Source organism: Streptosporangium amethystogenes (genome assembly GCF_000721075.1).
Taxonomy (GTDB): Bacteria; Actinomycetota; Actinomycetes; order Streptosporangiales; family Streptosporangiaceae; genus Streptosporangium; species Streptosporangium amethystogenes.
The window spans coordinates 1-8,057 of record NZ_JOEQ01000080.1; the positions used below are offsets into that span (position 1 = coordinate 1).

An 8,057-nucleotide genomic window follows, 5' to 3' on the forward strand; every position below is an offset into this window, starting at 1 on the left:
GCGTTGAACGCCTTCGCGATCACCTTCGAAGGTCGCCTGTCCCCGAGTTCTCGATAGAAAAATTTCAAAACCGAGTTACACCGTTAACTGGACACACCCGATCCTGGATTAAAAGATCGACCTGAGATCGTTCCGGACGGTTCATTGCAGGTCAGCGGGTGTGCGTGGTCCACCCTGGACGGCCTTGAACGGTCCTGAACTGCAACGGAAAATGCAACTGTCGAAGTAGCCCCGCGAGAGAGCGGGGTAAGCGGAGATATCGGGTGTGATCAAATATGCACTTGTGGATGATGTGGCGCTGGGGGCGCTTGCACAGCGACTGGTAGAGATCCCCGGGGTGGTCGCGGTTGTGCTCGGCGGTAGTCGGGCTCGTGGCACGCACCGCCCGGATTCGGACATCGATCTGGGGCTGTACTACCGAGGTGATCTGGACGTGACGGCGCTGCGAGCGCTGGCCGTGCAGGAGGCTGGCGAACGGGCCGAGATGACCGCGCCGGGTGGCTGGGGACCATGGGTCAACGGCGGCGGCTGGCTGACCATCGATGGCTGGCGAGTCGACTGGATCTACCGCGACCTGGACCGGGTCCACCGGGTCTGGGCCGACTGCCAGGAAGGCCGCTATGAAGTCGGAGTCCAGGCCGGACATCCGCTGGGTTTTTACTCCCACTCCTATGCTGGCGAGGTGGCACTGTGCCGGGTGCTGGCCGATCGCAGCGGGGAGTTTACCGACCTGCGGGAAAGCACCCATGCGTACCCTGTGGCGCTGAGCGCTGCGCTGGTGGACGGGCTGTGGGAGGCCGACTTCTCCGTGAGACTGGCGCGGTACGGAGCGGCCGGCACCGACCCCGCTTATGCGGCTGGCTGCCTGTTTCGCGCCATCGGCGTCGCCTGCCAGGCACTGCACGGTCACGCAGGCCAGTGGCTGATCAACGAGAAGGGCATGGTGGCCTCGGCCGACCGTCTGCCCATAGCTCCGCAGGACTTCGCCGCACGGGCGCAGAGGCTGCTTGGCCACGTTGGCGAGTCAACGCAGCAGATCGAGCGGACCGTCGCCGATGTGGCCGCCCTGCTAGGGGAGGTACAGACAGCCGTCGGCCACTGACCGCAGTCCGCGCGCCACCTTCCCGGACTGTCACCCGACGCCCATCGACGGGGACCAGGCGCGCGTGGGCGGGACCGGCGCCCAAGCCGCATGCCCGTCTGGCTGGTCGCCGCTTGACACCTCAGGCAGAGCGGATGTCTGCGACCGTCGGATTAGAAGTGGAGCGCATCCCATGCGTCGTGGAGTGCTGTGACCTGGGCTCTCCTAGCCTTTTGATCAAGGTTGGTTGAGGTTATTCCGCACATGTTCCGGATCATTGTGAGGTGCGATTCGTCGCGGGTAAGGGCCGAGATGATCGGTTGATCCGACAAGGCGGGGTGGGCGTAGCGCGGGTGCCTGGCTGGCTCACGCGTCCTGACGTATGTCGCGTGTGGGTCAGCGATACCCGCCGTACAAAGAGACTCGCTCGTCCTTATCGTGGTCCACCTTCTCTGCCAGGAAAAGGTCGCGCCGCCATGGCTCGTGAGCGATGTTGACGGTCCATTGCTCGTAGTACCACTGGGTGCTATAGCCGCTGAAGCGGAAGTTGGCCCGGTAACGCGCACGCTCTCCCTGGTGGAGCAGGAACACCCGGCTGGGGTGACGGTTGGTCGGATACGCGGCCCATACCGGGGTTCGCTCCACTTCAACCGCTGCTCCAGACAGCTGGAACCGCAGCCCGTTGAGCTGCGCTGGGAATGAATGACTGTCGACCGCAATGGTGGGCGCGTATCCGATCTGTTCGTCGGCGAGAAGATCGTGGACGATCAGCGGCGCGTCGGGCATCGGCGGCAATTCGAACGCCGAGGGAATTTCGCGTCGACGCGTGGCCTCCTCGGCGCCACGCGCTTGCTTGGTCCACCGGATCACGATCCGCTGCACGATCATCACGCCGTCCCCCATCGTGTCTGTCCAGCAAGCATGGATGCTAGCCAAACCGCATTAGCAGCTCTGATCTTGCCCGTCCCGATCGGTTCAACCTGGACCAACGGGCACCGCCGGTCCGTCTGGAACGACATGGGACGGCGCTGGATTGCAACTAGAACTGCAACTAGGGAGCGGCCATCACGGGCGGCATGACCTCGATGACGCGGGCCGTTCCGGAGGGTGGTCGCATCTCGTGCATGGTGATCACATCACTCGGCTTGAGATGCCGCCAATGCTCGGGGGTCAGGGGAAGGAGTCTCACCGGTGCGCACTCGCCCGGTTTCAGCGGAGTACGGCCCTCCACCCAGAGGAAGGCGATACTGACCGAAAGCTCGCCCTCAGGCGTGCGCTGTCCGATATCCCACATGGGTCGAAGCACTTCACCGGGAAGTACCGGCACCTTGCGGCCCCCCTCTCCGGCGGGCAAGAGGCAGAGTTCAGCCCGGAGAGCGCCGTTCCGGGCCTCGCTGCGCCGCCACTCGTACCAACTGACTTCTTGCTGAAGCCATAGCAGGCGTGCGGCGTCGGCCAGCAGGCCCCAGAACTTCGGCGGTTGCGGACAAGCGTCGCCGAGATCTTCGAGGAGGATGAGGGCCGCTTCCCAGTCGTCGTCTTTCAGGCGTTCCATAACCCCGGCAGCTCTGGCAGTAACCTCCTCGATGCGGGTGCCGGCGAGACAGAACCGGACAGCCTTGTACAGCGGAGAGTCCCGGGAATCCACGCCCTGATCATGACAGGCACCCGAGTCCAGAACCTGCGGATTAGAAGTGGAGGGCGTTTCATGAGTCGTGTGGTGTAGTGACCTGGGCTCTTGCGGTCCGCCGGTCAAGGCCAGCCGAGATCATTCCGTGCATGTTCCGGATCTTCTTGAGGTGTGGTTTCCTCATCGATAAGGGTCGAGGTGATCAGTTGATCCTATTAGAGCGTGACCGGCGTACCGAGCACGGGATAGGTGAACACCGGTGGCTCGTTCGGCAAGGGCGAGAGCGCTGGAGACGGGGTTGCCAGCGAATTGCGGCTCCTCGTCGTCAACAGGCAGGTCAAGATCTCCGACGTCGGCCTGGAGCCGGTCAGGGTCACCGCCCTCCCGGAAACAATAGCTGTACAGGCCAAAGGTGGTGATCATCTGGCCGTCGATGCAGTAGGTGAAACCGTTGCTGTTAAGGGTCGCGCATACCGCGGCTGCTGCTGTTCCTGCGGATAGCAGCCCAACCTTATGGAAGATGATCCCCGCCCAGCCGTGCTCGATCAGGACAGTTCCACCACGGGCGGCATAGGCCGCGACACCGAATCCGGACTCGCACGGTGTACCTGGGGTGACGTTGATCCGTTGCAGGGCTTCTTCGGGAGACATGCTCTGCACGAAGCCTGCATAGAGCCAAGTGCTGTCTTCATCGTCGGTGAACTCCCGGTAGAGCCATTCGTAGGTCGCCGCCGTCGCGCCGCTCATCCATGTGCCTTCCGTAAGGGCCGTATCACGGTGATCATGACAGGGCGGTCCGACAGCCTCGTTCCTACAGTTCATGCACTATCAGCTTGGGAAGTCTCTACCGCATCTGGTCGCTGAGCTGGGGAGACGCTGACCTGCAGGGGAGTGCTTCGAGTATCCGTGATTCCCCGTGAGTTCCCTTTGGTCACCCTCCTGACGGGCACGCGAAGGGCGTGGAAACGCCTGCCCCTTCGTCGCCTTGGTGCCCAGGTCGCGGTGGAAGCCGCCAAGCTCAACGGGGTCTGCATCCGCCCCCTCGAACTGCGGCGCCTGGACACCCACACCGGCACGGTCGAGTCGTTCAACATCCCCTGCGGGGCCACCCAGGAAGCCAAGTGCCCGCCGTGTGCTCAACGCAACAAGCAGCTGCGTAAGGCCCAGCACCTGGAGGCCGAACCCGTCGCCGAACCCCATCCCTCCACCGAAGACCAGCGGTGGTTGATCGAGTTCCGGGCCGACGTGCAGGCCAAGCGCGACGAGGCCGAGCGGGACGGGGAAGACACCCTCGACTGGGACGAGGCCATCGCGGGCATCGACGCCGAGATCAACGCCGCCGGGATGCGGGGAAACGTCCTGGGCGGGCGGACGGCCCCCAAGCGTTCCCGTTCCACGAGGCGGCGCCAAGATGCCCCGGACCTGCCCAAGCGCACCAAGCAGGACACCACCCTCGGCCGGACCTTCATCGCCCCCGACGGCAGGGTCTACCGGCCGTCACTGTTCGCCACCCTCACCCTGCCCTCCTACGGCAAAATCCGCTCCGGCCTGGGCGTACTGGTCGATCCGAGCACCTACGACTACGCAGCGGCGGCCCGCGACGCCCTGCACTTCTCCAAGCTGGTCGACCGCTTCGTGCAGAACCTGCGCCGGGTGGCCGGCTACGACGTCCAATACTTCGCCACCGTCGAACCACAGAAACGATTCGCGCCGCATCCGCACATGGCAATCCGCGGGACCATGCCCCGCGCGGAGATCAAAGCCATCGCCGCCGCCACGTACCACCAGGTGTGGTGGCCCTCGGTCGATGAAGTCCGCTTCGACGGTGACCACCTGCCCATCTGGACGGAACGGGCCGACCTGGGCGACGGCGCCACCTACCCGGACGGACAGAGCGGCGACTACCTCGACCCCGCCACCGGGGAACTGCTACCCACCTGGGACGAAGCACTCGACCAACTCGACACCGACGAGACGGCCGAACCGCTGCACGTGGTCCGCTTCGGCCCCCAGGTCGATGTTCAAGGCATCGTCGCTGGATCGCCGGACGCACACAAGCGCATCGGCTACCTCACCAAATACCTGACCAAGAACCTCGGCGACCCCCTCGACCTCAACGACCAAGACAACCAGGCCCGTCGTGACCACGCCGTTCGGATGGTCGAGGCGCTGCGCTACGAACCCTGCTCGCCCACCTGCCCGAACTGGCTGCGGTACGGAATCCAACCCAAGGAAGCCAAAGCGGGCATGCTGCCGGGCCGGTGTAGGGGCAAGGCGCACAAGGCCGAACACCTCGGCTACGCTGGACGACGCATCCTGGTCTCCCGTAAGTGGTCGAACAAGACCCTGCGCGAACACAAGGCCGACCGCCGGGCCTGAGTGCTCGACATGCTCGGCCTGCCCGACGACACCGTCACCGACCCGCACCGCTACATCTGGCGGCCGGTCTCCTCCAAAGACCCCAACCGCACCCCGCTGGCCAAACGACTGCTGCGCGAAGTCGCCAACCGCCGGCGCACCCGCGCACGCCTGATCGAACTCCAAGCCAGAGCGGACGGACGACCGATCGAGGATCTTTCGGCAATCGGAGAGGCGGCCTGACATGGAACCACTGTTCTACCGGCCCAAGGATGCCGCCGTGATGCTCGGCATGAGCCGTACGGCCGTCTTCCGACTGATCAAGACCGGCGAACTCAAGTCAATCAAGGACGAGGGATACCGGCTGGTCCCCCGGTGGGCGCTCCACGAGTTCGCCCGTGCACTGGAGGCCAAGGCAGGGCTCTCCCAGGAAGAGGCGGCGTGATGGCGAAGAAGCCGGACGGCCGGTCCTCGATCTACCTCGGTAATGACGGCTACTGGCACGGCTGGGTCACCTTGGGTATCAAACCTGACGGCTCCCCTGACCGTCGTCACCGGATGGCCAGGACTGAGGCCGAAGTGACACGCAAGGTCAGCGAGCTGGAGAACAACCGGGAGTCCGGACAGGTCACCAAGCCCGGCCGTGCGCCCACCGTCGCCGAGTGGATGACCGAGTATCTCGACGTGATCTGTGAGCGGCTCGTGATCTCCGGCAAGATGGCGCCGCGTACCCTGACCGACTACCGGTCCAAGACCCGGCTGCAAGGAGGGCTGCAAGAAGCAGGGGCACACCTGCTTCAAGAGGACCTGTCTCAAGGACTGTACGAGTCATGCCGACAGGTGCCCGAAGCGCACGGGCGGGGGCATCGTCTTCCGCCAGCGAAAGGGCAGGAGCAAGCTCACCCTTCAATGCCCTCCCGAGTTGCTCGCGCTCCTCAAGGCACACCGCAAGATCCAGGCCGCGGAGCGTCTCAAGGCGGGGGATCGCTGGGAGGATCACGACCTTGTGTTCGCCACCCGCCACGGCGGCCCGATCGAGCGCACCGAGGACTGGAAGGTGTGGAAGGCGATCCTCAAGCAGGCCGGGGTTCGGGACGTGCGGGTGCACGACGCTCGACACACGGCCGCGACGCCTCTTATCGAGCAGGGTGTGAACATCCGAGTCGTTCAGGAGGTTCTGGGCCACACGAGGGTGACCACGACCGAGCGTTATGCACATGTGTCCACACCGCTCATGCGCGATGCCGGGGAACGCCTGGCCTCGGCGCTCTGGGGGGAGTCCTGAACCCTCGTTGCGACTAGGACTGCAACTATGACGCCCTTGGAGATCAAAAAAGGCCCTCTCCCAAGATTCGGGAGAGGGCCTCTGACCTGCGGAGGCTCGGGGATTTGAACCCCGGATGGGCGGTAAACCCAAACCGCATTAGCAGTGCGGCGCCATAGACCTGACTAGGCGAAGCCTCCTGGTAACCGTTCGGCTCAGGACAGAGTACCGGCCATCCGGCGAGGCGGCAAAGCGGTTGGTGATCACGTCGCGGGCAAGGGTTGGGAGAAAGTTGTCCACAGGCGGTGGATAACTTTCGCCGCCCCTGTGGACAAACTGGGAAGTCCCCCAGCTGGGCTCGATGGGAATCCTGTGGATTCCCGGTTTGTGAGACGCCATATCTCAACAAGCGGACACGCTGAGGGTCCCCCGCCGCCCGAAAGGGCGGGAGGGGGGCCGAGTGGTGGCGGAGATCAGGCGGCCGGGTTGGCCTCACCCTCGATCTCAATCTTGATCTTCTTGCCGACCAGGACGCCGCCGGTCTCCAGCGCCTGGTTCCAGGTCAGGCCGAACTCCTCGCGGTCGATCTCGGTCGTGATCGAGAAGCCCCAGACATCCTGGCCCCACGGGTTGGTGCCGGCGCCGCCGTACTCGACGGTGAGCTCGACCGGCTTGGTGACGTCCCGGATGGTGAGGTCCCCGACAAGGGTGAACTCGTCACCGGAGTGGCCGACGACACGGGTGCTGCGGAAGGTGAGCGTGGGGAACTTCTCGGCGGAGAGGAAGTCGTCGCTGCGCAGGTGGCCATCGCGGTCCGCGACACCGGTGTCGATGCTCGCGGTCTTGATCGAGACCTCCGCGGAGGAGTCCAGGGGGTTCTCGGCGATGGTGACGGTGCCGGAGAAGTCACCGAAGTGACCGCGGACCTTGCTCACCATCATGTGCTTGACGACGAAGCCGATCCGGGTGTGGGCGACATCCAGAGCAAAGGTTCCGGCGGCCGGGATCTGAAGGTTCTCCCAGGTCCGAGTGGTCATGCTGTGCTCCCGAAGAGAAGGTTGCCGAGTAGATGATTGCAGTAACAGATTTCTACACGAGGAATATTCCTCTCGTCAACTACCTTCGGATAGAGTGTGAACGTGATCCCCTTTGATGACTCCCGGCTGACGGCGATGGGCCTCCTGGCAGAGGTCTACGCCGGCATCTCAGCCAAGACGCAAGAGTCCTTTGCGGCCGCGGGGCTCTCGGAGATCGACTTTGAGACGTTGATCAGGTTGGCGCGCTCGCCGGGGCAGCGGTTGCGAATGAGCGATCTGGCGGCGCAGACGAGCCTGTCCACCAGCGGGATGACCCGGGTCGTCGACCGGCTGGAGCGCGAGGGGCTGGCCATGAGGCAGGCGTGCGCCACCGACAGGCGGGCCTCCTATGCGGTCATCACCGAGGCCGGCGCCGACCGGCTCAGCGGCATCCTCCCCCGGCACCTGGTCGACATCGACACCTGGTTCACCGGCCTGCTCTCCCCCGAGCAGCTCAGCACCTTCCTCGACACCCTCAGAACCATTCGCGACGCTGTACGGCCGTGTGCCACCGCGGGGGCGGAAACCGAGTCCGTCCCGTCTTCGCATGGCTAGTGCCGTGACCGCATTGGTTCGCCGGGTTTGTCAGGCTGCGGCCTTGAGAGGGCGTCCGCCCCAGCGGATGCCCTTCTCGCCGCGGATGCGTAC

10 protein-coding genes and 1 tRNA gene are annotated in these 8,057 nt (G+C 64.7%); 6 read left to right on the plus strand and 5 right to left on the minus strand.

Annotated features, from left to right (window positions below):
• Window positions 1-265 precede the first annotated feature (265 nt).
• Window positions 266-1,102 (plus strand): nucleotidyltransferase domain-containing protein, encoded by an 837-nt coding sequence (locus IG98_RS0143200; RefSeq protein ID WP_084196085.1) that lies wholly within the window; start codon window positions 266-268, stop codon window positions 1,100-1,102.
• Window positions 1,103-1,477: 375 nt separating this feature from the next.
• Here the strand turns inward: IG98_RS0143200 and IG98_RS0143205 are convergent, their stop codons facing one another.
• The 3 genes from IG98_RS0143205 to IG98_RS0143215 all read right to left on the minus strand — a co-directional run bounded on the left by IG98_RS0143205 (window position 1,478) and on the right by IG98_RS0143215 (window position 3,458).
• Entirely contained in the window at window positions 1,478-1,972 is a 495-nt protein-coding gene (locus IG98_RS0143205) for a hypothetical protein (RefSeq protein ID WP_157594881.1), read from the minus strand.
• 160 nt (window positions 1,973-2,132) lie between these two features.
• Window positions 2,133-2,729, minus strand: a complete 597-nt coding sequence (locus IG98_RS0143210) for a hypothetical protein (protein ID WP_084196086.1) — start codon at window positions 2,727-2,729, stop codon at window positions 2,133-2,135.
• Window positions 2,730-2,891: 162 nt separating this feature from the next.
• Window positions 2,892-3,458 carry a DUF6461 domain-containing protein gene (locus tag IG98_RS0143215; RefSeq protein ID WP_030926229.1) on the minus strand — a complete coding sequence of 189 codons (567 nt, stop codon included), beginning with the start codon at window positions 3,456-3,458 and terminating at the stop codon, window positions 2,892-2,894.
• 255 nt (window positions 3,459-3,713) lie between these two features.
• Here IG98_RS0143215 and IG98_RS46155 point away from each other — a divergent pair, with 255 nt between their 5' ends.
• The 4 genes from IG98_RS46155 (at window position 3,714) to IG98_RS52970 (ending at window position 6,354) form a co-directional block, all read left to right on the plus strand.
• Complete coding sequence (locus IG98_RS46155) at window positions 3,714-5,090, plus strand: replication initiator (protein WP_342666905.1); 1,377 nt, start codon at window positions 3,714-3,716, stop codon at window positions 5,088-5,090.
• Window positions 5,091-5,312, plus strand: a complete 222-nt coding sequence (locus tag IG98_RS54720; RefSeq protein ID WP_342666906.1) for a hypothetical protein — start codon at window positions 5,091-5,093, stop codon at window positions 5,310-5,312.
• Window position 5,313: 1 nt separating this feature from the next.
• Window positions 5,314-5,514, plus strand: a complete 201-nt coding sequence (locus IG98_RS0143225) for a helix-turn-helix domain-containing protein (protein WP_030926231.1) — start codon at window positions 5,314-5,316, stop codon at window positions 5,512-5,514.
• Window positions 5,515-5,934: 420 nt separating this feature from the next.
• Entirely contained in the window at window positions 5,935-6,354 is a 420-nt protein-coding gene (locus tag IG98_RS52970) for a tyrosine-type recombinase/integrase (RefSeq protein ID WP_211264376.1), read from the plus strand.
• An 89-nt stretch (window positions 6,355-6,443) separates the two neighbouring features.
• Here the strand turns inward: IG98_RS52970 and IG98_RS0143235 are convergent.
• Both IG98_RS0143235 and IG98_RS0143240 read right to left on the minus strand, forming a co-directional pair.
• Window positions 6,444-6,533 (minus strand) — tRNA-Ser (locus IG98_RS0143235).
• A gap of 273 nt (window positions 6,534-6,806) precedes the next feature.
• Window positions 6,807-7,370 (minus strand): YceI family protein, encoded by a 564-nt coding sequence (locus IG98_RS0143240; RefSeq protein WP_030926235.1) that lies wholly within the window; start codon window positions 7,368-7,370, stop codon window positions 6,807-6,809.
• A 102-nt stretch (window positions 7,371-7,472) separates the two neighbouring features.
• On the opposite strand from IG98_RS0143240, the gene IG98_RS0143245 reads away from it, so the two are divergent.
• Complete coding sequence (locus tag IG98_RS0143245; RefSeq protein WP_245651958.1) at window positions 7,473-7,964, plus strand: MarR family winged helix-turn-helix transcriptional regulator; 492 nt, start codon at window positions 7,473-7,475, stop codon at window positions 7,962-7,964.
• Window positions 7,965-8,057 lie beyond the last annotated feature (93 nt).

Coding starts and splice junctions, on each gene's coding strand:
- IG98_RS0143225 (WP_030926231.1), top strand. CDS start 5,314: ATGGAACCACTGTTCTACCGGCCCAAGGATGCCGCCGTGATGCTCGGC.
- IG98_RS0143240 (WP_030926235.1), bottom strand. CDS start 7,370: ATGACCACTCGGACCTGGGAGAACCTTCAGATCCCGGCCGCCGGAACC.
- IG98_RS0143215 (WP_030926229.1), bottom strand. CDS start 3,458: ATGAGCGGCGCGACGGCGGCGACCTACGAATGGCTCTACCGGGAGTTC.